Origin of the sequence: Bradyrhizobium sp. LB11.1 (genome assembly GCF_040549385.1) — a bacterium.
GTDB lineage: Bacteria > Pseudomonadota > Alphaproteobacteria > Rhizobiales > Xanthobacteraceae > Bradyrhizobium.
In genome coordinates this window covers 248668-271832 of record NZ_JBEPTH010000003.1, presented here as the reverse complement: position 1 = coordinate 271832, position 23165 = coordinate 248668, and the positions used below count along the sequence as shown (strand labels likewise).

Annotated in this window: 31 protein-coding genes and 2 pseudogenes; 17 read left to right on the top strand and 16 right to left on the bottom strand. The window is 63.8% G+C overall.

The window, feature by feature from the left end; all coding sequences use genetic code 11:
* Nucleotides 1-6: 6 nt before the first annotated feature.
* The 4 genes from ABIA96_RS08955 to ABIA96_RS08940 form a co-directional block, all read right to left on the bottom strand.
* Nucleotides 7-828, bottom strand: coding sequence for a GNAT family N-acetyltransferase (locus ABIA96_RS08955; protein WP_354136679.1), 822 nt, complete (start codon nucleotides 826-828; stop codon nucleotides 7-9).
* The gene (locus ABIA96_RS08950) at nucleotides 815-1852 is read right to left on the bottom strand and encodes an NAD-dependent epimerase/dehydratase family protein (RefSeq protein WP_354136678.1); all 1038 of its coding nucleotides are present in this window, start codon (nucleotides 1850-1852) and stop codon (nucleotides 815-817) included. The genes ABIA96_RS08955 and ABIA96_RS08950 overlap by 14 nt, the downstream gene beginning before the upstream one ends.
* Nucleotides 1853-1881: 29 nt before the next feature.
* The gene (locus tag ABIA96_RS08945; protein WP_354136677.1) at nucleotides 1882-2655 is read right to left on the bottom strand and encodes an ABC transporter permease; all 774 of its coding nucleotides are present in this window, start codon (nucleotides 2653-2655) and stop codon (nucleotides 1882-1884) included.
* An 82-nt stretch (nucleotides 2656-2737) separates the two neighbouring features.
* Nucleotides 2738-3385, bottom strand: a complete 648-nt coding sequence (locus ABIA96_RS08940) for a TetR/AcrR family transcriptional regulator (RefSeq protein ID WP_354136676.1) — start codon at nucleotides 3383-3385, stop codon at nucleotides 2738-2740.
* Nucleotides 3386-3485: 100 nt separating this feature from the next.
* Here ABIA96_RS08940 and ABIA96_RS08935 point away from each other — a divergent pair, with 100 nt between their 5' ends.
* The 5 genes from ABIA96_RS08935 to ABIA96_RS08915 all read left to right on the top strand — a co-directional run bounded on the left by ABIA96_RS08935 (nucleotide 3486) and on the right by ABIA96_RS08915 (nucleotide 6861).
* Nucleotides 3486-4490 carry an ABC transporter substrate-binding protein gene (locus ABIA96_RS08935; protein ID WP_354136675.1) on the top strand — a complete coding sequence of 335 codons (1005 nt, stop codon included), beginning with the start codon at nucleotides 3486-3488 and terminating at the stop codon, nucleotides 4488-4490.
* A 200-nt stretch (nucleotides 4491-4690) separates the two neighbouring features.
* Nucleotides 4691-5389, top strand: a complete 699-nt coding sequence (gene minC, locus ABIA96_RS08930; protein WP_354136674.1) for a septum site-determining protein MinC — start codon at nucleotides 4691-4693, stop codon at nucleotides 5387-5389.
* Nucleotides 5390-5410: 21 nt separating this feature from the next.
* On the top strand, nucleotides 5411-6226 hold the full coding sequence (gene minD, locus ABIA96_RS08925; RefSeq protein WP_354136673.1) for a septum site-determining protein MinD: 816 nt from the start codon (nucleotides 5411-5413) through the stop codon (nucleotides 6224-6226).
* Nucleotides 6223-6504 (top strand): cell division topological specificity factor MinE, encoded by a 282-nt coding sequence (gene minE, locus ABIA96_RS08920; protein WP_354136672.1) that lies wholly within the window; start codon nucleotides 6223-6225, stop codon nucleotides 6502-6504. The genes minD and minE overlap by 4 nt, the downstream gene beginning before the upstream one ends.
* 171 nt (nucleotides 6505-6675) lie before the next feature.
* A complete protein-coding gene (locus ABIA96_RS08915; protein ID WP_354136671.1) occupies nucleotides 6676-6861 on the top strand; it encodes a hypothetical protein in 186 nt (61 codons plus the stop codon).
* A 42-nt stretch (nucleotides 6862-6903) separates the two neighbouring features.
* On the opposite strand, the gene ABIA96_RS08910 is transcribed toward ABIA96_RS08915, so the two are convergent.
* From ABIA96_RS08910 to ABIA96_RS08895, 4 genes are all read right to left on the bottom strand, one after another.
* Nucleotides 6904-7152: a hypothetical protein gene (locus ABIA96_RS08910; RefSeq protein WP_354136670.1), complete on the bottom strand. Its 249-nt coding sequence runs from the start codon at nucleotides 7150-7152 to the stop codon at nucleotides 6904-6906.
* Between the two features lie 90 nt (nucleotides 7153-7242).
* A complete protein-coding gene (locus tag ABIA96_RS08905; protein WP_354136669.1) occupies nucleotides 7243-7635 on the bottom strand; it encodes a hypothetical protein in 393 nt (130 codons plus the stop codon).
* Between the two features lie 119 nt (nucleotides 7636-7754).
* On the bottom strand, nucleotides 7755-7985 hold the full coding sequence (locus ABIA96_RS08900; RefSeq protein WP_212326327.1) for a DUF6894 family protein: 231 nt from the start codon (nucleotides 7983-7985) through the stop codon (nucleotides 7755-7757).
* 366 nt (nucleotides 7986-8351) lie between these two features.
* Nucleotides 8352-9377, bottom strand: a complete 1026-nt coding sequence (locus ABIA96_RS08895) for a hypothetical protein (protein WP_354136668.1) — start codon at nucleotides 9375-9377, stop codon at nucleotides 8352-8354.
* A gap of 341 nt (nucleotides 9378-9718) precedes the next feature.
* On the opposite strand from ABIA96_RS08895, the gene ABIA96_RS08890 reads away from it, so the two are divergent.
* The 3 genes from ABIA96_RS08890 (at nucleotide 9719) to ABIA96_RS08880 (ending at nucleotide 11251) form a co-directional block, all read left to right on the top strand.
* Nucleotides 9719-10315, top strand: coding sequence for a L,D-transpeptidase (locus ABIA96_RS08890; RefSeq protein WP_502918807.1), 597 nt, complete (start codon nucleotides 9719-9721; stop codon nucleotides 10313-10315).
* 95 nt (nucleotides 10316-10410) lie between these two features.
* Nucleotides 10411-10914: a hypothetical protein gene (locus ABIA96_RS08885; RefSeq protein ID WP_354136666.1), complete on the top strand. Its 504-nt coding sequence runs from the start codon at nucleotides 10411-10413 to the stop codon at nucleotides 10912-10914.
* Nucleotides 10915-11029: 115 nt separating this feature from the next.
* Complete coding sequence (locus ABIA96_RS08880) at nucleotides 11030-11251, top strand: hypothetical protein (RefSeq protein ID WP_354136665.1); 222 nt, start codon at nucleotides 11030-11032, stop codon at nucleotides 11249-11251.
* On the opposite strand, the gene ABIA96_RS08875 is transcribed toward ABIA96_RS08880, so the two are convergent.
* Together ABIA96_RS08875 and ABIA96_RS08870 are read right to left on the bottom strand one after the other, a co-directional pair.
* Complete coding sequence (locus ABIA96_RS08875) at nucleotides 11248-11682, bottom strand: COG4315 family predicted lipoprotein (protein ID WP_354136664.1); 435 nt, start codon at nucleotides 11680-11682, stop codon at nucleotides 11248-11250. The genes ABIA96_RS08880 and ABIA96_RS08875 overlap by 4 nt on opposite strands.
* Nucleotides 11683-11804: 122 nt before the next feature.
* A complete protein-coding gene (locus tag ABIA96_RS08870) occupies nucleotides 11805-12269 on the bottom strand; it encodes a MarR family winged helix-turn-helix transcriptional regulator (RefSeq protein ID WP_354137117.1) in 465 nt (154 codons plus the stop codon).
* A gap of 102 nt (nucleotides 12270-12371) precedes the next feature.
* On the opposite strand from ABIA96_RS08870, the gene ABIA96_RS08865 reads away from it, so the two are divergent.
* From ABIA96_RS08865 to ABIA96_RS08845, 5 genes are all read left to right on the top strand, one after another.
* Nucleotides 12372-14294 (top strand): FAD-binding monooxygenase, encoded by a 1923-nt coding sequence (locus ABIA96_RS08865; protein ID WP_354136663.1) that lies wholly within the window; start codon nucleotides 12372-12374, stop codon nucleotides 14292-14294.
* 154 nt (nucleotides 14295-14448) lie between these two features.
* On the top strand, nucleotides 14449-15435 hold the full coding sequence (locus ABIA96_RS08860) for an SH3 domain-containing protein (RefSeq protein ID WP_354136662.1): 987 nt from the start codon (nucleotides 14449-14451) through the stop codon (nucleotides 15433-15435).
* A gap of 169 nt (nucleotides 15436-15604) precedes the next feature.
* Nucleotides 15605-15883 (top strand): hypothetical protein, encoded by a 279-nt coding sequence (locus tag ABIA96_RS08855; RefSeq protein ID WP_354136661.1) that lies wholly within the window; start codon nucleotides 15605-15607, stop codon nucleotides 15881-15883.
* Nucleotides 15884-16108: 225 nt separating this feature from the next.
* The gene (locus tag ABIA96_RS08850; RefSeq protein WP_354136660.1) at nucleotides 16109-16315 is read left to right on the top strand and encodes a hypothetical protein; all 207 of its coding nucleotides are present in this window, start codon (nucleotides 16109-16111) and stop codon (nucleotides 16313-16315) included.
* A 26-nt stretch (nucleotides 16316-16341) separates the two neighbouring features.
* Nucleotides 16342-16719 carry a hypothetical protein gene (locus ABIA96_RS08845; protein WP_354136659.1) on the top strand — a complete coding sequence of 126 codons (378 nt, stop codon included), beginning with the start codon at nucleotides 16342-16344 and terminating at the stop codon, nucleotides 16717-16719.
* Between the two features lie 12 nt (nucleotides 16720-16731).
* On the opposite strand, the gene ABIA96_RS08840 is transcribed toward ABIA96_RS08845, so the two are convergent.
* From ABIA96_RS08840 to ABIA96_RS36620, 3 genes and pseudogenes are all read right to left on the bottom strand, one after another.
* The gene (locus tag ABIA96_RS08840; protein WP_354136658.1) at nucleotides 16732-17301 is read right to left on the bottom strand and encodes a TetR/AcrR family transcriptional regulator; all 570 of its coding nucleotides are present in this window, start codon (nucleotides 17299-17301) and stop codon (nucleotides 16732-16734) included.
* A complete protein-coding gene (locus tag ABIA96_RS08835) occupies nucleotides 17301-17645 on the bottom strand; it encodes a DMT family transporter (RefSeq protein ID WP_354136657.1) in 345 nt (114 codons plus the stop codon). Before ABIA96_RS08835 ends, ABIA96_RS08840 begins: the two co-directional genes overlap by 1 nt.
* A 238-nt stretch (nucleotides 17646-17883) precedes the next feature.
* Nucleotides 17884-17961: pseudogene (locus ABIA96_RS36620) on the bottom strand (O-methyltransferase); the annotation flags it as partial.
* Nucleotides 17962-18120: 159 nt separating this feature from the next.
* Between ABIA96_RS36620 and ABIA96_RS08830 the strand changes: the two are divergent.
* Both ABIA96_RS08830 and pdxY read left to right on the top strand, forming a co-directional pair.
* Nucleotides 18121-18288 (top strand): annotated as a pseudogene (locus tag ABIA96_RS08830) (FMN-binding negative transcriptional regulator); the annotation flags it as partial.
* A gap of 48 nt (nucleotides 18289-18336) precedes the next feature.
* Nucleotides 18337-19149: a pyridoxal kinase gene (gene pdxY / locus ABIA96_RS08825; RefSeq protein WP_354136656.1), complete on the top strand. Its 813-nt coding sequence runs from the start codon at nucleotides 18337-18339 to the stop codon at nucleotides 19147-19149.
* An 8-nt stretch (nucleotides 19150-19157) separates the two neighbouring features.
* Here the strand turns inward: pdxY and ABIA96_RS08820 are convergent, their stop codons facing one another.
* Nucleotides 19158-20492, bottom strand: a complete 1335-nt coding sequence (locus ABIA96_RS08820; protein WP_354136655.1) for a hypothetical protein — start codon at nucleotides 20490-20492, stop codon at nucleotides 19158-19160.
* A 330-nt stretch (nucleotides 20493-20822) separates the two neighbouring features.
* Here ABIA96_RS08820 and ABIA96_RS08815 point away from each other — a divergent pair, with 330 nt between their 5' ends.
* Nucleotides 20823-21071 (top strand): hypothetical protein, encoded by a 249-nt coding sequence (locus ABIA96_RS08815; protein ID WP_354136654.1) that lies wholly within the window; start codon nucleotides 20823-20825, stop codon nucleotides 21069-21071.
* Between the two features lie 314 nt (nucleotides 21072-21385).
* Here the strand turns inward: ABIA96_RS08815 and ABIA96_RS08810 are convergent, their stop codons facing one another.
* A complete protein-coding gene (locus tag ABIA96_RS08810) occupies nucleotides 21386-21736 on the bottom strand; it encodes a zinc ribbon domain-containing protein YjdM (protein WP_502918805.1) in 351 nt (116 codons plus the stop codon).
* Nucleotides 21737-22046: 310 nt separating this feature from the next.
* On the opposite strand from ABIA96_RS08810, the gene ABIA96_RS08805 reads away from it, so the two are divergent.
* Nucleotides 22047-22871, top strand: a complete 825-nt coding sequence (locus ABIA96_RS08805) for an FkbM family methyltransferase (protein WP_354136653.1) — start codon at nucleotides 22047-22049, stop codon at nucleotides 22869-22871.
* Nucleotides 22872-22919: 48 nt separating this feature from the next.
* Here ABIA96_RS08805 and ABIA96_RS08800 read toward each other — a convergent pair whose 3' ends face one another.
* On the bottom strand, nucleotides 22920-23129 hold the full coding sequence (locus ABIA96_RS08800) for a hypothetical protein (protein ID WP_354136652.1): 210 nt from the start codon (nucleotides 23127-23129) through the stop codon (nucleotides 22920-22922).
* Between the last annotated feature and the right edge of the window lie 36 nt (nucleotides 23130-23165).

The following is a 23165-nucleotide window of genomic DNA, read 5'->3' as shown; positions in this document are numbered from 1 at the left end:
GATGTCCTATCCGAATTCGGGACCGGCGACGGCAAACGGCAGTTCTTCGCCTGCGGCGGCGGCAGGGCCGAACCGCATGCGCTGGAACGGCCGTTCAATGGTCCACCCCGAGGCCGTCAATCCTTCGAGGAACGCGTCCTGCGGAGCGACCGCGTCGAGCAGGAGAGGGCTGGTCTCGGAGCGTACGATCGTTTGAACCAGGGTCAGCGCTGCTGCGGCATTGTCGGCAAATAACGGGCCGATGTGGCGGGCGGTCCGGCCGTCGCGAACCAGAGCAATGGCCCCATTCGCGGAGACGATGCGCGAGCCGGCGCGCTGTGCGAAGGCGGAGAGCAGGGCGGTGCGATCGAGCCCGGTGGCCCGCCGGTCGCGCGCGCGAAGTGCATCGATGCTCGCGGATGAAGTTGGTGGCGCTTCGGCCCGCGTGGGCTTCGCCAGCTTCAGCCGCCTCAATTGCAGTGTTGGCGTAAAGCCGAGCGGCCCGTAGACCGCGACCCCCTCCGGCGTCGCGTCGAGCCAACTGGTCAGGCCGTTCTTGCGCGCCGTCTCCATGCAGGCCTCGACGAGATGCGTGGCGAGGCCGCGGCGGCGATGGCTGGCCGTCACCAGCACCATGCTGATCCAGGCGTTGTTGTCTGAATAGGGCAGCAGCGCAGCGGTTGCGACCAAGAGCACGCCGGTGCGGACGCCGAACACGACGCCGTCGCGCAGGAACACGCGCCAGTCCTCCTCGGTCTGGTTCCAGTGCGCTTCCGTCGACAGCACGAGCCCCGCCATGGCATCCTCGGGGCCGAGCTTGATGATGGCAGACCCGTCAGTAGCGGCCATCGCGCACCTCGTATTTGGTCGGCTTGCCGAGGCTCGGCATGGCGCGGGAGACCCAGTCGGCGGTCCAGGCGATCAGCTGCTCGGTGTCGACGACGGGCAGGCCGAACAGTTCGACGGACTTTGATGTGTCGGTCAACCACGCCGTCGGCTCCTCCTTGCCCGTCAGCACCGGTGTGCGGCCGAAGCGGGCTCCGAACTTTTGCGCGAGATCGCGCACCGCCAAGATCTCGTGGCCGCTGACATTGATTGGCGAGGTCGGAGCCGTGCAATGCGCGAGGCACCGCAGCGCCTGCGCGGAGGCATCGCCCTGCCAGATGAAATTGACATGACCGATGCTGACGTCGATCGGCGTGCCCGTCAGCACCTTCGTCGCGATGTCGTGCAGTACGCCGTAGCGCATGTCGATCGCGTAGTTGAGGCGGAACAGCCGCCCCGGCGTCGAAAACCTGTGCGAGAAATGCTCGAACATGCGCTCACGGCCGACGCAGGATTGCGCGTATTCGCCGGGCGGGTTCGGCGCCATATCTTCGGTCGAGCCTTTGCCGTCGACCGGCACGAAGGGATAGACGCAGCCGGTCGAGAACGCCACGATGCGCGACGATGGGAAGGCCTGCGCCACCAGCGCCGGCACATGCGCGTTCATCGCCCAGGTCAGCGACAGATCGCCCTCGGCTCCGAACTTGCGGCCGGCCATGAAGACGATGTTCGGCGCCTTCGGCAGCGCGTTGATCGCGGCCTCATCCAGGAGGTCGCAATTGATGGTCTCGACGCCGCGCGCGTGGAGCCAGTCCTTGACGCTGGCGTCGCTGAAGCGGGCGACGCCGATGACGCGGCGGTCGGGGGCGGCGGCTTTTGCCAGCCCCGCCAGCGTCGGGCCCATCTTGCCGGCGACGCCGAGGATCATGATGTCGCCCTCGACCTTCCTAAGATCGTCGATCAGTTCCTGCGCCGGCCGGCACAGGAGATCGTCGAGGGCTGCGATATCAGGGATCGTCTTCGGCAGCGTCTGGCGGGTGAGGAACATGGCTAGGTCCTTTAGCTAAGTCTGCCGTTTCAGTTTTGTCGTGCATCGCCGACCACGAACATGCGTTCGAGGACCAGCACCAGGCCGTAAAGGGCGACGCCGAGCAGCGTCAGCAGCACGACGGCCATCACCATCGCTGGCGTGTCGAGCGACGATTGCACCTGGATCACGAGGTAGCCGAGCCCGCGCTCGGAGGCGATGAACTCGCCGACGATGGCGCCGGCGACTGCGAGGATGGCGCCGACCTTCATGCCGGAGAACACATATGGCAGCGATCCCGGCAGCTGGATCTTGCGGAACAGCGTCCAGCGCGAGCCGCGCAACGATTTGACGAGATCGAGCAGATCTGGCTCGACCTCGCGCAGGCCGCGCGCGGTGGTCAGCAGGATCGGGAAGAAGCAGATGCTGAAGGCGATCAGAATGTTCGGCAGGATGCCGTAGGAGAACCAGACGATCAGCAGCGGACCGAGCGCGACTTTCGGGATCATGTTCATCGTCACGAACAGCGGCAGCAGCACCAAGCTGACCAGCGGCGCCCAGCTGAAGATCACGGCGAGTACGACGCCGACGAACGCGCCGAGCGCGAAGCCGCCGAGGATCTCGACCGCCGTCACCAGCGTGTTGGCGCCCCAGGCATAGCTCGCGGTTCCCAGCGTCTGAATGGTCGCGAGTGGCGAGGGGAGGATGAATTTCGGCACATGGAAGGCGTCGACCAGGATCTGCCAAAGCACGAGCACGGCCAGATGCACGATCAGGATGATCGCGAAGCTGCGCGCCGGACTGCTGGCTCCGTCACCTGCCACCGTCTGCTCCCTGTTGCCTCGGCCTCACTGCCGCAGCGCTGAACCTAACCGTCCCCGCGGCAAGTTTCAACCAGTTGGTTGATTACGGCCGGAGCGACTGCAGCACGAGATCCGCGACGTGCCTGCGCCGGGTGCGCCGGGCCGTGCGGCTCGACAAATCCTTGCCGAAGATCGCCGACAGTGTCGACGTGTTGGAGAAGAAGAAATAGCTGAGGCCCGCGATGGAGATGTAGAGCTGGACGGGATCGATCCCCTTGCGGAACATCCCGGCGCGCACGCCTTCGTGCAGGATGTGGGAGACGCTCTTCACCAGCGGCGAATGCATGGTCTCCAGCCGCGTCGAGCCGCGGACATGGCGGGCGCCGCCGCGGTTCTCGTCGTTCAAAAGCACGATGAAATCGGGGTTTGCGGCCAGATGGTCGAACGAAGCCTCGATCAGCCGGCGGATCGCCTTGTCCGGTGGCAGGCCTTCGAGATTGAGCTTGCGCTCCTGCTCGCGGATGTCCTCATAGACCCATTCGAGCACCGCGAGGTAGAGCGCGTCCTTATCGCCGAAATAGTGATAGACCAGCTGCTTGTTGACGCCGGCGCGCTCCGCGATCTCATCGACGCGGGCCCCCGCGAAACCGTGCCGGGCGAACTCCTGCCGCGCCGCGGTGAGCAGCTTCTTGCGGGTGGCGACGGGGTCGCGCCGCTGCGGCACGGTGTCGCCTGAACGTTTTGCGGGCATTTCCAACCAAACAGTTGACAAGTGGAAGACGGGCTTGTTGCATTGGTAACCTCACACGGGAAGAGCGACAAGCCGGGTCGCGGCAGCGGGGAGACAGACGATGAAGCGTTTGCAGGCGGCTTTTGTGGCTCTGGCGCTGGGTTTGCCGGCGGTGCCGGCGAGCGCGGGCGAGGCGGTCAATCTGATCCTGAACTGGACGCCGACGGCCGACCATTCGCCGTTCTACTACGCCAAGGCGCAGGGCTGGTACGAGAAGGCGGGCATCGATCTGACCATCGAGGTCGGCAAGGGCTCCGGCGTCTCCGCCGCCAAAGTCGGCGCGGGCGGTTCGCCCTTCGGCATCGCCGATCTCGCCACCATGCTGGTCGCCAAGAGCAAGGGCGCCGACGACGTCGCCCTGATGAGTATTTACGCGAATACCGGCCAGACCTTCTACTGGCTGAAGAGCTACGGCGTGAACGGCGTGAAGGATTTTCCGGGCCACAAGATCGGTAACCCGCCCGGCGATGCCTCGCGCGTGATGTGGCCGGCGTTTGCCAAGGCTGCGGGCATCGCGCCTGATGCCGTCAGCTTCGTCAATATCGGACCGACCGCGAAGATCGCCGCGCTGAAGAGCCACACCGTCGACATCATCAGCGACTTCTACAACGAGCACGATCTGAAGGTGATCGAGTTCGGCCAGGACCTCGGCTACGTCAACTGGAAGGACATCGGCCTCAACCCCTATGGCAATTCGTTGATCGTCAACGGCGCCTATCTGCAGAAGAACCCGAAGCTCGTCGAGGCGTTCGTGCGCATCTCGCAGAAGGCCTTTGCGGCCTGCGTCGCCGACGTCACGCCGTGCCTGAAGGCGCTGCTCGACCAGGTCTCCGGTCTGGACAAGCAGAACCAGGAGCGCCAGTGGGAGCGGATCAAATATCTGATGACGGACGAGTTCACGACCACCAAGGGGCTCGGCTGGATCGACGGCGAGCGGATGAAGAAGGACTATGCGCTGGTCCAGACCTATCTCGGCATGGAGAAGCCGTTCGACGTGACGAGCGCGTTCACGACGAAGATGCTGGATCCCGCGATCAAGATGGATGCGAGCAAGGTGAAGAAGTAGGGGGGGCTACGCTCTCGCCGTCATTGCGCTCGCAATGACGGCGTGGAAGCAGCGAGTGTCCATTTATCACCGGAGCAGCGGGCGGCTTTCGCAGCCTGGGTTCATCTCCCCCCCACGTAACGCCACGGAGAAATTAACCGGCTATTAACCATATCGACGGCATCGTTAACCATTCAATAACGGGGAACGAGTCGGCCGCTATGGAGGCTGCAGCAAAAGTCCAACGCCAAATGGTGCGCCTGCGCGGGCGCTCCTATGTGGCCTTTGTGTTCGTGCCGACGGTTCCGATCCAGGATTGGCTCCAGGAGATCGACACCACCATCGCGCGCTCGCCAGGTTTCTTCGCCGGTCGTCCCGTAGTGATCGACCTGTCCTCGGTCGATCTCAGCCAGTCCGGCATTGGTCATCTCCTCACCAGCCTCGGGGATCGCAACATCCGCGTGCTCGGCATCGAGGGCGTGGAGGAGGCGCGGCTGACGCCGTCCATGCCGCCGCTGCTCTCGGGCGGGCGCAGCTGCGTGGTTGAGCCGAGCGCACCCAAGAAGGCCGAAGCGAAAGTCGAGACGAAGCCGACCTCTCTGCTGCTTGATGCGCCGGTGCGCTCCGGCCAGACCGTGATTTTCCCCGAAGGCGACGTCACCATTCTCGGCTCGGTCGGCTCCGGTGCGGAGGTCGTCGCCGGTGGCTCCATCCACATCTACGGCGCGCTCCGCGGCCGAGCCATGGCGGGCGTGAACGGCCATACGAGCGCGCGGATCTATTGCCAGAAGATCGAAGCCGAACTGCTTGCAATTGATGGGTTTTATCAGACCGCCGACGACATCGACGCCGCTCTGCGCGGCAAGCCGGCGCAGGCCTGGCTGCAGGGGAATACCATGCGAATTACAGCACTGAACTGACCAGCAAAGGAGACATTTCAGATGAGTAAGGTACTGGTCGTGACATCAGGCAAGGGCGGGGTCGGCAAGACCACGACGACCGCCGCGCTGGGGGCTGCGCTGGCGCAACGCGGCGACAAGGTCGTCGTCGTCGATTTCGACGTCGGTTTGCGCAACCTCGACCTCGTGATGGGCGCCGAACGGCGCGTCGTGTTCGACCTCATCAACGTGGTGCAGGGCGTGGCCAAGCTGCCGCAGGCGCTGATCAAGGACAAGCGGCTGGAGAATCTCTGGCTGCTGCCAGCCTCACAGACCCGCGACAAGGACGCACTGACGGAAGAGGGCGTCGGCAAGGTCATCGACGACCTGCGCAGCCGTTTCGACTGGGTGATCTGTGACAGCCCGGCGGGCATCGAGCGCGGCGCCTCCATGGCGATGCGCTTTGCCGACGAGGCCGTGATCGTCACCAATCCGGAAGTCTCCTCGGTGCGTGATTCCGACCGCATCATTGGCATGCTCGATTCCAAGACGGTGCGGGCCGAGAAGGGCGAGCGCGTGGAGAAGCACATTCTCATCACCCGCTACGATGCCTCGCGCGCCGCGCGTGGCGAGATGCTGACCATCGACGACATCCTCGAGATCCTCGCAACGCCGTTGCTCGGCATCATCCCCGAGAGCCAGGACGTGTTGAAGGCCTCCAATGTCGGTACGCCGGTGACGCTGTCGAACGCGGACGGCGCGCCAGCGCGGGCCTATATCGATGCGGCGCGGCGGCTGTGCGGTGACAGCGTGCCGATGCAGGTGCCGTCCGAACGCAAGCGCTTTATGGATCGTCTGCTGCGACGGAGGGCTGCATGAGCATGGGTCTGCTTCGGCTTCTCCGCGGCAAAAAGACCTCTGCACCGGTCGCGCGCGAACGGTTGCAGATTCTGCTTGCCCATGAACGCGGACTGCGCGGCCAGCCCGATCTGCTTGGCGTGCTGCGTGAGGAAATTCTCGCCGTCGTGTCCAGACACGTCACGCTGGATCCGACCAAGGTGATCGTGCGGCTCGAGCGCGGCGACGAGGTCTCGACCCTGGAGGTCGATATCGAAGTGCCCAATGATTTCGAGCGCAAGAAAGCGGCGGTCGCATAGGGGACGCGATCGAAGACTTTGGGGTGGGTGAAAAGGCGGTCCGCTGGGCATAGCGGGCCGCCTTTGTCGTGCGAGCAAGCGGAACGGAGCCTGCGGTGAGATCGTTGTCAGAGACCCGCGGAATAGCCCCCAGCGATGCGCCGCGGTTTTCCTCAAGCGGGAGAAAAGCCCATGATGTCCGAGGTCCAGGTCCACACCGTTGCACGGCAGATGCTGGAACGGCATGGCTTTGCTGCGATTGCGAAGGCCGCCGAACAGGCGCAGGCTTGCGAAGGCCGCGGCGATGCGGACGAGGCCAAGGAGTGGCGCCACATCGCGGACGCCATGAAGATCATGCGCGGGCCGGCCCACAGCTGACCGCCGTCACCTCCAAGGCCGATGGGGTTCCGCTCCGTCGGTCTAGCGCTCGCCCTGTTCGGCGCCTTGCGTCACCGGCTTGTGCTGTGTCTGCGGCTGCGCACGCTCGCCGGTCTCCTTGCAGGGAAGCTGCTCCCAAGATCCGTCGGCTGCCTGTTGATAGGCGCTGCAGGACGACGATGTCGCCTTGTCCTCGCCCTTCTGGGCGTCGGCATTCTTCGCCAGCGCTGGCGCTGCCAGCGCAGCGGTCGCTGCGACCGCACCGGCGAAGATGAGATGAGCTATCCGCATGGGGGGCTCCTGTTCGAAGAGACCCGCATCCTGGCGAGGAATGTGACGATTATGGGTCGGGACGACGGTTCCGGCCAGCGTGCTTAACGGCTAGCCGCCCTTGCTGCGGATCAGGCCGGCCAAGCTGGTCTTCTGCTTTTCGCACCAACTGCTCATGCCGAGCCGGCGCTGGTCGAGATCGGTGATCTGGGTCGCCACCGCGACCTCGGCCATGATGTCGTCGTTCTGCTTCTCGCCCATCTTGCCCCCGGTGTGCAGCCAGGCGATCGCCTTGCGCACCTGCTCGGTGGTGCCGTCGGGCAGCTGCATCTGCTGCGCCTTCTGCACCAGATCCTGGTAGACGATGTCTGTGTTCGGGCATTCGACCTTGGCTGCAAAGGCCTGCAAGACCATCGTCACGTAGTTCGAGCGGGTATGGTCGTCAGCCGCTTGGGCTGGAGCCGCAATCAACAACAGGCCTGCCATCAGGAAACCGGTGCGCATTCCTTGGTACCTCCTCGATTTTTTTGGGAGGCTAGCGTCCAGCGGGCCGCTCCGCAATGGTTGCGGGGGCAGATTGTCGCTGACGAACTCGTTCGAACCCGCCGGTGTTGGACGAGTAGTCAGCGGCGCCAGGCCGGCACCGGATCGAGCGGCGTGCGATAGACCTCGTTGTGATCGCGATCGGTGACGCGGACCGCGCAACCCGTCCGCTGCAACTCAGGCTTCACCTGCGACAGCTCGCTGGCCAATTGAACGGCGCGATCGGAGGCGACCTCGATGTCTTCGAGAATGATTCCGCCCTGGTTCTTGAACTCTTCACCAACCACGAGATCGAAGGAATAGTACGGCATCCGAATTCTCCGGTGTGACGACCCAAATTTCCAAACGAAGGCTTCAACGGAAGTCTTCAAAACATGATGGATCGTACCACTGAGTCGAATGTATCCGATGAACGGAGCGCGCAATCTCTGTGCTTATGGCGCAGAAATGATGTGCAACGTACGAGTGCTTTAAGGTTTTATTAAATATGTCGGCCTGATCATAAGGCATGGAATTGCAGCAGAACCGGGCTCCGCGAACCGGCAGCTGCAAGAGAAGGCCGGCGGCTTAGATCCCGACGGCCTTTTCCCTTTGCGTACAGCGACGCATTACCGTAGTTGTACGGACTCTAATCATCATATCGAGTCGGACAGATTGCGTTGTCGTTTGATGCGGCGCTAGCGCAGCGGCATCGGCGGACGCACCACAGGTCCGTCATCATCGGCAACGGTTTGCGTCGCCGCGACCGGCGGAGCCACCGGTGGCGGGACCGCGGCGGCTTGTGATGGTGGCGGAGGTGCGAGCGGCGCAGGCGAATGAGCCGGCATGTAGGTGTGCGACGTGATCGGCTTCGGTTTCCGAACCGGCGGCGGTGCAGGAGCTCGTGGCGGCAACGCAGACACGCGCGCTCGCGGATCGATCGGCGGTTTCACCTCGGCGACCGGCTTTGACGCGGACGGCTTCGCCATCTCGCGGACCATCTGCTCCTGGCCGGCTTTCAACTCAACGATGTTGGCCTTGAGCTGCTCGATCTGCTGCGCCATCGCGGCGATGTCGCGCGTCATTGACTCCACTGTCTGCGTGGCATCGGCTTGTATCGCGGCGGGCGCGGCAACGGCAGCAACAACTGGTGCTGCGGGCGTCGCCGCAGTTTGGTCAGTGGTCTGATCCTGTGCGACGGGCGCGGCCGCCGGCGCGGCTGCGACCGGCGCCGTTTGCGATGTCGAAGGCAGCAGTGAGGCCAATGCCGGTGTCCACTCGTTGAGCATCTGCGTTGCGGTGTCGCCGTGCTTCTCCCAGGCGATGGTGGCGGCGGCGCTGCCACCTGCAAACAGGAACGTGATGAACGCACCGCGCAACCACTTGCCAGCGGCCGATCGCTTCGGCCGGCTGTGACCATCGCTGGCCGTCACGCGCACGGCGGTGTCGACCGAGGGCGTTGCCGCTTGCGGCTCCGAGGCAGGACCAACTTTCGGCTCCAAACCAATCTTGAAACCAATCTTGGGTTCCGGCGCGAACTTCAGATCCATCTTGGGCTCCGGACGGGCCGTGAACTCGGGTGCAAGCGTTGGGGCCTCGCTGCTCAGGCGCGAAGTCCGCACCATGTCTGGCGAAATCTGCACGGCATCGTGCGGGTCGTTGTCTCTCATCGTATCCTTCACGATCTCATCGACGATCTGCCGGCTGTTCAACGTCGCGAGCATCGCAGCTCCTTTGAAGCCTGGTCGTCCGCATTGGCGCGAGCCGATTGATTGAGGAGAGCCGATCCCAATTTGATCAAGTTGGCCCAGAGGCCCACGAGTCCAGCCGGGTTTGACCAAAGCAAGGCGAGGCGATGGAGACATCGCGACGGTCTTCTGCCTTTTATGGTGATGGAACCAGCTGTACGGAACACGGGCACGTGTTCCCCGTTGCCTTGTTTTCAGCACGATTTGGGCAGCATCTCAACAGTGCTGGGGGCGCTGCTATCCGCTATCGGGGGCCGGCGGTGCCAAAATCTCTACTCGCTTTGTTCGTCGTTGCCTTGCTGCCGCTCGGCGGCTGCATGCAGACGACGCTCTCGCCATCGACGGATGCGAGCATGACGCTCCGCGACCGTCAGTTGCTGGCGCATACGCCTTACGCCAAGGCGAATGTGCCTGAGCAGTATCTCCGTCATATCGTCGATTATCCGCGTAAGGAGCAGCCGGGTACGATCCTGGTCGATACCGATGCGCGCTACCTCTATTACGTACTGCCCGACGGGAAAGCGATCCGCTACGGCGTCGCGGTTGGCGAGGAGGCGATGGCGTTCTCGGGCATCGCGCGCGTCGGTCGTCTGGCGGAATGGCCGGATTGGGTGCCGACCCGAGAAATCCAGGCGCGGCTCGGGCCGTATCCGGCGCGCGTTGCCGGTGGTCCCGCCAATCCGCTGGGCGCACGGGGTATCTATCTCTATGCCGGCAACAAGGACACGCTTTACCGGATCCACGGCACCAACCAGCCGGAATATATCGGGCAGGCGATCTCGTCGGGCTGCATCCGGATGCGCAACGAGGACGTGATCGATCTGTTCGATCGGGTGAAGCTCAACGCGACCGTCGTGGTGCTGCCGCCCGGACAAAGCGCGCAGATCGAGACGGGGATCGGCTGGCGCGGCTAGGTGCTCGGCGCGTTCCTTGCTGACAATTTTATCCATTGTCTTGCGCGCGCCGTAACGCCTCGCGTCTAACGTGCAGCGAGCAAGGGGTTGCTCGCATGTATCTCGTCAAGAATTCGCCGCGCGCTCTGTTCGCCGCGCTCGTTCCGCTGGCCATCGTCGAAGCCGTGCTGATGGTCTTCGCCGTCGCGGGCGGGCAGGTGACCGATCCGGAAGGCGTGCCGGCGCCGGATCAGATTCTGATGTTCTATGCGGGCCGCATGGCCATCAATGCGGCTTTCCTGTTTGCCGGGCACATTGTGCTGCGGCAGTGGACGATCTCGAGCCGGCTCGCCTATGGGCTTATGGGCGGTGTCATGGCCGCGGCGAGCTACGGCATCGCGATCCGCAACCACATTCAGCTTGCAGCGCCCGGCGATGGCACGGTGATGACGATGGGCCTGTTGCCGGCTATTGCGGGGATGATCGGCGGATTCCTCTATGGCCAGTTCGCCGGGTTGAGCCCGGTTGCGCGCGCAGCTGGCACGCCTTCCGCGGCCAACGCACCCTCAACGCCGTCGCCACTGGTTTTCGGGGTTCAAGCCCGTTCCGTCAAGATTTGACGGCAAGTAAGCCAGAGCGGCTGACCGGCTTTTCAACTGCCAAAGGTGAATTGCTTCACAGCGGATCGCCTGCCTTGGCGCTATGTCTCAATGGCTCGTTGCCATCGGAGGCATCATGCAAAAGTTTCTTGATCAATTGAATGAGAGCGACCGGGGTATTGTGCGCAAGTGGCGTTTGGCCACGTTCGGTTTCTACGGATCGATTTTGGCCGGTGTGGTGCTGTACGCGGCTTTGCACTGGACTCCGGAGGTGCATTACGCCTCGGTCGATTCCGCGGCCCACGCCAGGCTCGCCGGCGCCTCTGGCGGTGACGGACCGGCGCCGTTCGCGCCCTAATTGTCGGGCCGCGCAATGCGCCATTGCAGCGTCGTGGCGTTGCCGTTGGCATCGCCCGGCGCCTTGTCGGCCGGTGAGGTGTAGAGCGGGCGATAGCGGTACGCCCACATCTTGCTGCCGTCGTCACGGTCGATCACGGTGAAGTCGCCGACGGACTTGGCTTCGGCTGTTGCGGCGAGCGGCACCCAGCTCTCGGTGCACTTTCCGTTGCAGGTCGATGTCTTGCCGGTGGTGTCGCGCTCGTAATAGTAGAGCGTCATCCCCTTGAGATCGACGAGCTTGGGACCGTACTTGGTCAGGATCGCCTTCGCAGGCACTGTCGTGGCCTCGGGCTTCGGCGCAGGAGCGGCCTCGCCGCCGCCATGCCCGTTCGCGAGCGCATGGCCGGTGGACAGTGCGATGACTGCAGCCGCAATGACGAACTTGAACATCCGAAACCCCAACCCGGCAAAGTTAATCGCGCGTTAAGCGCAGAATTGACGCCGACCGTAACAGCCGAAGGTTAGTTCCGGGTTTCGCGGCGCTGCGACAAATACGTACAAGAATGCGGGGGTTATGCCTGCACCTTGCGCAGCGGGGCGCGGCTGAGCTCGTTGCCGGCGGCGATGGCCTTGCGCAACAGCCGCATCAACTCCTCGCCTTCTTTTGCACTGAGGCCGCGCAGCATGACCCCCTGGGCGGATTCGACGGCCGGCGTGATCTTGCGCAACGTGCGTTTGCCTTCTTCAGTGATTTCGAGCTCGCGAGCCCGACGATCGCGGCTCGAGGCGCGGCGCTCAGTCAGACCTTTCTGCACGAGGCGATCGACCACGCCGGTGATGGTGGTCCGGTCATAGGCGATCAATCCCGCGAGCGTGACCTGGTCGAGCCCCGGATTGGCTTTGATGGTCGCAAGGGCTGCGTACTGGACCGGCGTGAGGTCAAACCCGGCTTCGCCGACCTCGGCCAGAAACACGGCGACCGCGATCTGCTGGAATCGCCGCGCCAGATGTCCGGGCATGTCGTTGTTATCTGTCACCGAATTCTCCTTGCGAGCAGGGCCGGCGGGCAATGATTGACAAGTATACTGATAGTCAGCATACTGATCAATATCCAAAAGACGCCAACGGGAGAGGTGCTCATGCAATTCCATCTCAATGGATTTTGGCCGGGCGACCCTGAGATGGCCGATCCCGCCGAACGCGTTCAGGCCTCTGGCGCCGCGGGTGCCGTGCCTGATGAAGTCGATGTCCTCATCGTCGGCTGTGGCCCCGCGGGCCTGACGCTCGCGGCCCAGCTCGCACGATTCCCTGATATCAAGACCTGCATCGTCGAGCAGAAGCCGGGCCGGCTCTCGGTCGGCCAGGCCGACGGCGTGGCCTGCCGCACCATGGAGATGTTCCATGCCTATGGCTTCAGCGAGCGCGTGCTGAAGGAAGCCTATTGGGTCAACGAGACGACGTTCTGGAAGCCGAACGAGCGGACGCCTGAGAACATCGTCCGCAGCGGCCGGGTGCAGGATGTCGAGGATGGGCTGTCGGAATTCCCGCACGTCATCCTCAACCAGGCGCGCATCCATGACGGCTTTCTCGATGTCATGAGAAAATCACCGGCCAAGCTCGAACCCTATTACGGAAGGCGTCTGCTCGACCTCCAGGTCGATCCCGCCGCGGGTCCCGCCGATCATGCGGTGACCGTGCGCCTCGAACGCGTCGATGGCGAAGGCGAGGGCAAGGTCGAGACCATCATGGCTCGCTACGTCGTCGGCTGCGACGGTGCGCGCAGCACGGTGCGCAAGTCGATCGGCCGCGAGTTGCATGGCGATTCCGCCAACCACGCCTGGGGTGTGATGGACGTGCTGGCGGTGACCGATTTTCCCGACATCCGTTTCAAGGCCCTGATCCAATCGGCAAAGGACGGCAGCCTTCTGATTATTCCGCGCGAAGGCGGCTACCTGGTACGCCTCTATGTCGAGCTTGCAAAACTCGAGCTCGGCGAGCGTGTCGCCAACCGTAATATCACCGCCGATGACGTGATCGCTAAAGCACAGCGGATCCTGAAGCCGCATGAGCTCGATCTGAAGGAGATCGCCTGGTGGTCGGTCTATGAGATCGGCCAGCGCCTGACCGACAAGTTCGACGATGTGCCGGAAGCGGAAATCGCGACGCGTCTGCCGCGCATCTTCATTGCCGGCGATGCCTGCCACACTCACAGCCCGAAGGCCGGGCAGGGCATGAACGTCTCGATGCAGGACGCCTTCAACCTCGGTTGGAAGCTTGCCGCCGTGCTGCGGAAGCAGAGTGCGCCGAGCTTGCTGCATTCCTATTCAGCCGAGCGTCAGGCGGTTGCGAAGGAGCTGATCGATTTCGATCGTGAATGGGCCGGGATTCTCGCTTCCGCAGCCAAGGCCGGCGGTGCCGATGCAGCGAAGACGCAGGACTATTTCGTCAGGCACGGCCGCTACACGGCGGGCACAGCGACGCATTACACGCCGTCGATCCTCACCGGCGCGACGTCTCATCAGCATCTCGCGCAAGGTCTTGTCATCGGCAAACGCTTCCATTCGGCGCCAGTGATCCGGCTCGGGGATGCGAAACCTGTTCATCTCGGCCACGCGGCGCAGGCCGATGGCCGTTTCCGCATCTATGCATTCTCCGGCGCGGAAGATCCGGCCGCGGCAGGCTCCGCGATCCGCGCGCTGTGCAACTTTCTCATCGAGGCCAGGGAATCGCCGCTCAGGCGATACACGCCTGAAGGTGCCGACATCGATGCGGTGATCGATCTACGTGCGGTGCTTCAGCAGGACCATCGCGAGCTCACCATCGAGGCGATGCCGTCGCTGCTGCTCCCGAGGAAAGGCCGCTACGGCTTGCTCGACTACGAAAAGATGTTCTGTCCGGACCTCAAGAGCGGCCAAGACGTTTTCACGGTGCGCCGCATCGATCGGAAGGCCGGCTGCATGGTCGTGGTGCGGCCGGATCAATACGTTGCGCAAGTGCTGCCGCTCAATGATTTTGGGGCGCTCGCCGCGTATTTCGATGGGTTCATGCTGCAGCCGAACTGAGGCTCATCGGCTGGCTCGTTCATCGCCGATGAATGGTGGATGAATATTGAACTCCGCGCGCGGCGTGCATCTCAATCTTTTGGCTGATGCGACGTTTGCGCGCGGAACGCTTCATTCCGCTCGCGCGTTCCGCCTCTCAGAGGAGGATTACGCCATGAGACTGAGAACCGCTTTAGTTGCCGCATTGCTGCTCGCGCCGACGGCTGCATTGGCCGCGCCGGGCATCGTCACCGTCTCGACCGGCTTGCGCGCCGGCCCGGGTGCGGGTTTTCCCCTGGTCGATCGCGTCCCCGAGGGCGCCCGCGTCAACATCCATGGTTGCCTACGCGGCAATGCGTGGTGCGATGTGAGCTTCTCCGATGATCGCGGCTGGATGTCGTCGCAATATCTCGAATATCTCTACCGAAATCACTACGTCTATCTGCCCGACTATGCCGACGAGGTCGACGTCCCCGTCGTCCCCTTCGTGCTGAGCTCGTACTGGTCGAGCTACTACGAGGGTCGTCCCTGGTATCGCCGTCACGCCCACTGGAATAGCTATTGGAACTCGCATGAGCGCTCCGCGATGCGGATGACGATCGACCCGCATGCCGCCCGTATCGGTCGCGCTGCGACGCATGACGCTGCGGTCGCGCTGGGCCGCGATGCGCATGGCAAGGATAACGTTAAGGGCAATGTCGCGGCTTCCCGGCGTGATGCGGCGACCGCACGGCACGATGCGACGATCGCAAAGCGAGACGCGGCGGTCGGTGTCGATCGGAATCGTGCCGAACGGAGCCAGCGTGTCGTCAATGAGCGGACCGCGGTGCAGGGGCGCAATCCCCGTGATGCGCAGGCGCGCATGATGCACCAACAGGCGGCAAGCCGCGCCGCAGTACGCGCCCAGCCGATGGCGCGTGCACACGAGGCGCCGCGCATCTCGGCTGCGCCGGCGGCCCGGCCCGCGATGCCGCATATGGCTCAGCCCAATGTCAGCCATGGGGCGCCGATGAATGCTCATGCGCAGATGCCGGCGCCACGTGCGGCTGCGCCTGCGATGCCGCATCCCGGTGGAGGCGGTGGAGCTCCGCATATCAATGCGGCCCCGCACGGCGGCGGCGCGCCCGGCGGTGGCCCAGGCGGCGGACACCAGAGGCACTAGCATTGACCAATGAAAGCCCGGCCTTCGCGCCGGGCTTTCGCTTGGGTTGCATCGGTTCCGTGCGCGTACAATTTGAGAAGGTTCTTCGCGGTTAGATTTCATCGATCGTAATATGTGTACTCAAAGCTGTAAGCATCCACTCGGGGCAGCGGGGCACGGGAGGATGAAGATGAGACAGAGCCAGGCGGAGTCGCGCCGCCAAAATGTCGCGAAGCGCTCGATGACGAAAGAGGCCAGGCAACTTGCCGGCTTGATTGCCGGCTTGCGCAAATCCCTCGACGGCATCCATCAGGAGCGGACGAGCACAAAGCTCTCCGGCGCCGAGATGGGGCTGCTCGACGAGCGCCGCAATAATCTGTTGCTCACCATTGCTGCCCTGGACGACCGTCTATCGGCTGTGCAGGGTCTGATCGATCTCGGCCGCCCACACGTCATCCGCGTCCACTAAGCGGATCGCTCGGCATTATCGGTTCCGTCGCGGCGGCGATGGGCCGGCGCCCGGCTGGCGGCGAACAAGCTCCCGGCAAGCAGAATCGCACTCATGATGCGGCGTACGATTGACCTCCGTCGCTCGGCTGGAACCGGTGCCGGCGCACAATGCTGCCGCGGACGGCACCAAATTGCCATGCTCCCGGCGAATTGCCGCCAAAGCCCGCTGCCACGACGAGAACGGGTGCAGGGCAACGCAAGGGGACAAGCATTGGCCTATAAAATGATCGCAGAACGCGACAACGCGAAGTACAGTTTCGACCGCGAGAGCCGGTTGCTCATCGTGGCGAAGGCGAAGGTTTGGGCGAGCGAAGGATGGCGGGTCGTCATCACCGATCAGGACGGCAAGGCCTACGCACCGCCGGAGTTCGATCAGTTGCTGGCGGCGTGACCGCAGGGCGGGTCCAGGGGACGATAGTGAGATCGCTCATTCGACCGGGGCGCGAGGCCATCGCGCCTCTGGTGATTCTTGGGACCATTGCTGCGGCGGCCGTCGTGCTGACAGCACCGCTTGCGTCCGCGCAAAATCTCGACGCCGGCAAATCGCCCGAAAAGCTCTTCGCCGACGGTTGCACGGCCTGCCATCGCAGCCCGCGGGGGCTTGCGAAAGGGCGCTACACTCTGACGCTGTCCTGGTTTCTGCAGGACCACTATTCGGCCGGTCCCGACACCGCCAAGGCGCTCGCGGCCTATCTGGTGTCGGTCGATACGCCGCCCCCAACTGCTCCCGCGAAGTCCGGCGCAAAATCCCCCCGATCCAAGCCGCGTCCGCCAAAACCGGCGCAGAGCCAGTAGTTCGTCGCCCGGCTACCCGCGCCGATAGGTTTGTGCGATCAGGCGGTCGTGCACGGCGCGTAAATCGGCGTTCATGCGGGTCTGTCCCGTCGTGACGAAGGACAACCAGGCGCCGTCTGCGGCCAGACGCACGATCTGAAGCTCTGGCGCCGCATCGGTGGCGCCGTGGCGTTTCAGGCGCGCCTTCATCCAGTCGTTCCAGAGCTTGCGCAGTGACGGATCGGTGACGACGACCATGCTCAGAGCCGCCCAGGGCGTGGCGAAGCCGAACGCCTTGCCGGTGAACACCGCATTCACATAGGCGCGCGTAAAGCTGCCGCGCGGCCTCGGGTCCGCTTCGATCGCCGCGTCGATCTCGGCATCGACACGGGCGAGGAGATCGGCGAACAGGCCTTCGATCAGCGCCTGCTTGCTCCCAAAATGATGAAACAGCCCGCCCTTGGTGACACCGGCTGCTGCCGCCACGGCCTGGACCGTGACGCCGGATACGCCGTGGTCCATGGCGATAGCAGCGGCGTGGTCGAGCAGGGCGCGCCGCACCTGCGCGGGCTGCTTGGCGCGGGTGTAGGCGCTCGCCGGCATCAATGCGCCGTCGTCTGCGAGAACAGGTTGATGACCACGACCCCGGATATGATCAGGCCGATACCGACGAAAGCTGCGGCATCCAGCATCTGGCGGAACAGCACGAAGGAGACCGTGGCGGTCAGGATGATGCCGACGCCGCCCCAGATCGCATAGGCGATGCTCAGGGGGATGACCCGGATCGCGACCGACAGCGCGTAGAACGAGGCGACATAGAACAGCACCATAGCCAGCGTCGGCCAGGGCCGCGTGAACTGTACGGACTGCTGCAGGAAGGCGGACGCCGTCACCTCGAATACGATGGCGAGGGCAAGCGCGGCATAGGAGGTGAAAGCGGACGTCATGGCGATCTCGAGCGTGGCGCGCGAAAGATACCGCGCGGTAGGTATGTTTAGCACGCGCAACATGGCTTTTGTCGGGAGCTGGTATCACGTGTGAGTGACGAGCCTGCGACAGGGCCGAGGCTTGCCGAAGCATGGCCGACAACACGGAGCCGCCGGCGAGGAATCGCGCGGTGGCTCCAAGGTGCCGTGAACCTTTCGATACGGCCCTAGTTGATCCGCACGGTGAGTTCGACGTTCAGCCCGCCGTGCCCCTGAGGTTCTCCCGCGCCCGCGCCGCCTTGGATGGCTCGAACTCGCTGGTGATGAGCCTTCCCCCGCGGCGCGCTGAGCGATGCCGCGCCGCTCTATCGCGATGCGCCCGAGGCGCAGGACGCTAACGTCATTCCTGACATCTGCGTTTGCGGCCCAATATCGTTTCGGATTCCGTGGGATCATGGGTTACCCTTCCATCTTCTTCGTCCAGCTTGAGTGCCGCCTCGTAGTCGACCAAATCGAGGGGCAGGCCAAGCTCAACCAGCACAAGAGCGACGCGGACCATGTCGCGGTCGCCCATCAATTGGGGCGGTCGGAGGAGACCGGGCACCGGAGGCTGGCGCGGAAGATGCAAGCGTTGCGGCCGAGGCTCGGTTACGACATTTTGTGATCCGGGCTACGCTTGCCACATCCGGCTTTTGACCCTACGGACCACTGCATGCTCGTCATCTCGATTCAAAGCCAGGTGGTCCACGGCCATGTCGGCAACAGCGCGGCGGTCCACGCGATGCAGGCGGAGGGCGTCAACGTCGCGGCGGTGCCGACGACGCTGCTGTCGAACCATCCGCGCTATCCGACCTTGCGCGGGCGGGTGCTCGATTCTGAGCTGGTCGCCGATCTGCTGCGCGGCGTCGAGGAGCGGGACCTCGTCGATGAGGCGGCTGTGCTCGTCACCGGCTATCTGGGCTCGCCTGACAACGCCGCCGTCATCGCCGATTTTGTCGAGCGAGCGCTCTCGCGCAATTCGAAGCTCCTCTATCTCTGCGATCCCGTCATCGGCGACGACGGCCGCGTCTATGTCGCCGACGGCATTCTGGATGTGGTGCGGCACCGCCTGTTGCCGGCCGCGCACCTGATCACGCCGAACCAATTCGAGCTCGAGCTGCTCTCCGGCGTGACGATCGCAGACACGGATGGTCTGCGTGCCGCAGCGGCAGCGCTTGCGGGGCAGTGTCGGATCGGCGTCGTTGCCACCGGCTGCTCGCTCGCCGACACGCCAGCGGGGCAGGTGGAGACGATCCTGTGTGCTGACGGGCAATTGTTGCGCTTTGCGACGCCGCGCCTGCCGATCCGCCCCTATGGAACCGGCGATCTCCTCACGGGACTGATCGCGGCGCATCTTGCGAAGGGCACGGCGATCGAGGCAGCGGTGCGGCTAGCAGTCGAGACCATCTTTGCCGTGCTCGTTCGCACGCAAGCCGCAGGATCAGCCGAGATGCGTCTCGTGCCGTTGCCAGCCTCAGGGGTGTAACACCCGGATCAGGTCGTCCGCTTGCCGGCAGATTGCGCCGACTTCTGCGGCTTTGTCGGGCTCTTCTGCTCCCGCGCCGCCTGGGCCTTCGACGCCCTGGCTCTGGCCATGGCACGCGCCTTCTTCGATTTGGTATGGGCGGCTTCCTTGCGGTCGGTCGCAACGCCACGCTTCGAAATATATTCCTGACCGTCGATCGCGCCGACATGCGGCGGATCTCGGCTGAGATAGGGCCGGCCGATGCCGAGCGCCTTGCCGTTGGTGTCGACCCACTTCCACAGCACTTCCGTTGAGACCCAGCGCTGCGCGCGGTTGTTGCCGGCGGTCGAGACGATGTCGGCCGCCATGCCGTGACCATAGCCGCCGCGAAGACTGCCGCCGTGATAGGAGCGGTTGGAGGCGGCCTTCAGGCCGCTCGCAATTTCCTGGCGATAGTCGTCACGGAATGCGCTGGTGATTCCCGGCGAGAGACCGGCCGCTTCGGCCGCGAGCAGTGTGCGAAACAGCTTCTGCTTGAAGCTCTTGTCCATGCCGCCGATGACGTAGTCCATCAGCGTCATCTTGGCGTGGTCGGCCGCCTTCGGATCCTTCCAGCCAAAATCCTCGTCGACGAGTTTCGTGAAGCTGCGCATCACTGTGACCATCTTGCCCTTGCGCTTGATGGTGACGGCGCGGCGGTCTTCGACCTTGATGGAATCTTCCTTCGGCGTACGCTGATAGAGCGCCCAGAGATAGCGGTCGATGCAGGCATCCATGACGGGGCATTCGTCGAGCACGGCCACGGTGTCGGCGGGCGGCGACGCCTTGCTCTCGGCCACAGGCCCGCTCGCGATCGCCGCCGGCGATAGCGTCTCCGACGGCACGACGTCGCCGGGATCGGCCGATGCAAGCTTGACGACGGGCTCCGGTGCGGGCTCAGCCTCGGCTTCAACCTTGGCCTCAACTTCAACCTTGGCCTCGCTGGCGACGGGCGCAGGCTCAGGCACGATCTGAGGTGCGGGCGAGACCGCAGGCACGATGTCGGTCGGATCGGCCGAGGCGAGCTGGACGGCGGGGGCGGGCGTTTCGGCCGACGGTGCTTCGGCCATTGTCACGCTCGGCGTCGCAGTTGCGGCTGCCGCGATGTCGGCAGTCAGCGCGATGCCATCGTCGATCGTCGCTGCGCGCGGGATGTCGGCAAGTTCGAGGCGGGTGGGATCTTTTGCGCGGGAGACGGCGGCTGCATTGGCGCCGCTGTTCTCGATCAAAGCCGGAGCATAGGCGGAAAGGGACAGCGCCAGCCAACCGGCCATCACGGCCGAGGGGCACGAGACCGCCACAAGAAGAGACCGCCGATCATTCATGATCCCTGCCTCCAAGGTTCGTAAGCGAACCAGATTGCACAGCCAAGCACGCGGCGCGTCGATTGTTCGGAGGATGATGTGGCGGTGCAATGGCGCAAATCCCCGGGGAAGGGCTTTTCACGCGAGTGTTGCCTGAATGCAACTTTGGTTCCCGCCGTTCCAGAATCTCGTGACCGGGTGAACCGGCCGTGGGCGAGGGAATTCACCCAAGGCGTTGGCGCATTAGCCATATCGCCATGCATGAGGCGCGATGTTGCGTTGCAACAGTGTATGTTGCGACGCAGCAAAGCGGGCTTATATCGGCTCCGAACTTCTCTTTGGAGCATCACCATGAACAAGAAGACTTTGTCGATCGCAGCCGCCGTCCTCACCATTGCGGGCACGACTGCCACCTTCGCCGCCGAGCTGCCGGCCTATGAGGCCAACGGCATTGTGGCCTCGCCGTTGCAGGTCCGCGTGCTCGGCGCCGCCCATGTTGAGCAGCAGGTGACGGCGCCCGCCACCAGCGTGACGGCGCTCCAGGCCGCCGTGCTGACGCCGCGCAAGGTCAAGACCGCGACCGTAGGCTCCGCCCGCTAAGCTGACATCGCAGCGGGCCGAGAGCCTGATGCCTTCATGACGTCATGGCCGGGTTTGTCCCGGCCATTTCCTTTTGGCTTGCAGTCAAGACGATGTGATCAATCGCATCGCGTCTTGATGCGCCGACTGAGACTCCTTCTGCAGAAAAATTCCTCGCAATGCGCGGCTTGTGTCGCAGCCGCCGCGCTGTTTGTGTTCGTGCTGAGCCTGACCTATGGGCTCGATCTCAGCCCCGGCTCCTTCTGAGCGGGCGACGACTCCGATCGGTGTTTCACCGCCTGCCAGCCCTGCAGCGACGAGGGTTGAGCCGCGTATCACGCCTTCTTCACGAACTCCGACTTCAGATTCATCGCGCCGATGCCGTCGATCTTGCAGGCAATGTTGTGGCCGTCGGTGGCGTCCTGGAGACGGATGTTGCGGACCTTGGTGCCACCCTTGACGACCGACGAGGAGCCCTTGACCTTGAGGTCCTTCATCACGATGACGCTGTCGCCATCCGCGAGCACATTGCCATGGGCATCGCGCACGCCGGCCTCCGCCGGTGCATCCGCGGTGCTGGCGGCCGCGTCGCTCCATTCATGGCCGCACTCCGGGCAGATCCAGAGATCGCGATCCTGATAGGCGTGCTCCGATTGGCAGGCCGGGCATTTGGTTGATGAGTTCATGGCTGGTTTCGATTCCGGAAGGAGAACATGACGCCGGTCTTGATGCAGATCAATTCTCGCAAAAACAACCCCATGCACAGTAGAAATGCCTGCATAATTTCGCGTTTCGGCGAATCAGAATAACATTTGACCCGTCGGGCAAAACAGGTGCATGATGGCATCGTGCCGAAACGCATCAGCGGTCCATCAAGCGCGCCGTGCCCGAGACCCGGATTTCGCTACCGCTCCATCCGGGCTACGCTTGCGACAAGCCCCGCATAAGCCGGCGTTGGGATAGTGGCATCAACTCAGAGCTCGGGGAGATTCCGCAATGCCGATCGCAGGGCAAAAGCTGGCCTTTGTCATGGCCTCGTCCAACCATGGCACCATGATCGTCAACCGCTTCGACTATCGCATGGTCGGTCCTGACCGCGGCTACGGCGTGGGGTATCAGATCCTCGAAGCCGCGGCTTTCGATCCCGGCGAAGTCAAGATCGCTCTCGAATTGCTGGCGCTGCGGCGCAAGCACCACGGCGACGGCGTGATCGCCATCGACTGCGGCGCGAATATCGGGGTGCACACGATCGAATGGGCCTCGGCGATGACGGGCTGGGGGTCCGTGATCGCGATCGAGGCGCAGGAACGGATCTACTATGCGCTGGCCGGCAACATCGCCATCAACAACTGCTTCAATGCGCTGGCGGTGCATGCGGCCGTTTCGTCCGAAGCCGGCACGATGCAAATTCCAAATCCGAACTATTTCACACCGTCCAGCTTCGGCAGCCTGGAATTGCGGCAGCGCCCGGGGACCGAATTCATCGGTCAGCCGATCGACTACGCCGACAACACCGTCCTGATCCGGAAGATGACGCTGGACGAGCTCAATCTGCCGCGGGTCGATTTCATCAAGATCGACATCGAGGGCATGGAGATGGAGGCCCTTGGCGGCGCGCGGGAGACGATCAAGAAATATCGCCCGATCCTGTTGATCGAAAAGATCAAGACGGATCTTCGGCAGCTCGAGCAATGGCTCGTGGACAACGGCTACCAGTTGATGGCGCTCGGCATCAACATTCTCGCCATCCATCAAAGCGATGTGTGTTTGAAGGATATCAATCCGCCCCAAGGCGCCGGCCAGCAAACTCACGCGGCCTAGCGGAAGCGAAGGCACAACGACGAGGGCCGCGAGTGAATCTCGGTCGGGCTAACGGCTTGCCTGTGCGCCCGGCGAAGCAGGAGCCGGCTCCCAGGGAGCCGGGAGGATGACGCGGATCGGACGGGCCTCGCCGGCATTGGCACCCGTGGCCACGGTCACCCCTGCAGGCTGGTCCTGTGCGTTCTCGGCGGCTGCCACCGCGATGGACGCCAGGATCAAACTCGCCGCGATCACCACAGCCCGCAAATCAAACAACATTGTCGCCGTCCTCCATTGGTACAGAGAACGGCCGAC